The sequence below is a fragment of the Bradyrhizobium sp. AC87j1 genome (assembly GCF_002936975.1).
Classification (GTDB): Bacteria; Pseudomonadota; Alphaproteobacteria; order Rhizobiales; family Xanthobacteraceae; genus Bradyrhizobium; species Bradyrhizobium shewense.
Window position 1 is genome coordinate 1 of sequence record NZ_PTFE01000289.1, and the last position, 473, is coordinate 473.

General features: G+C 69.8%; 1 protein-coding gene. It reads left to right on the forward strand.

Translation table 11 applies throughout. The features are described from left to right. Nucleotides 1-473: AMP-binding protein (locus CV770_RS41365; RefSeq protein WP_146101492.1), on the forward strand; the 473-nt coding region annotated here is incomplete at both ends.

Sequence of the window (473 nt, forward strand, 5' to 3'; positions counted from 1 at the left end):
TATCTGCTGGAGGAGCTGAACCGGACGGCGGTGACGTATCCTGAGCAGCAGTGCATCCATGAGCTGTTCGAGGCGCAGGTTCGCCAGGCGCCGGATGCGGTGGCGGTGGTCTATCAGGACCAGCGCGTAAGCTATGGCGAGCTCAATGCGCGGGCCAACCAGCTGGCGCATCATCTGATCGCCCTCGGGGTCGGGCCGGACCAGCCGGTGGCGATCTGCGTTGCGCGCAGTCCGATGATGGTGGTGGGGCTGTTGGCGATCCTGAAGGCTGGCGGGGCGTATGTGCCGCTGGACCCGGCCTATCCGAGCGCGCGGCTGCACCAGCTGCTCGAGGATGCGGCGCCCCACCTGTTGCTGGCCGATGCGGCCGGACGCGCCGCGCTGGGCGGCGACGGGCTTACCGGTGTGACGGTGGTGGATCTGGAGACGGCCACGGCCTGGGCGGAGCTGCCGGCGTCGGATCCGGACCCGCG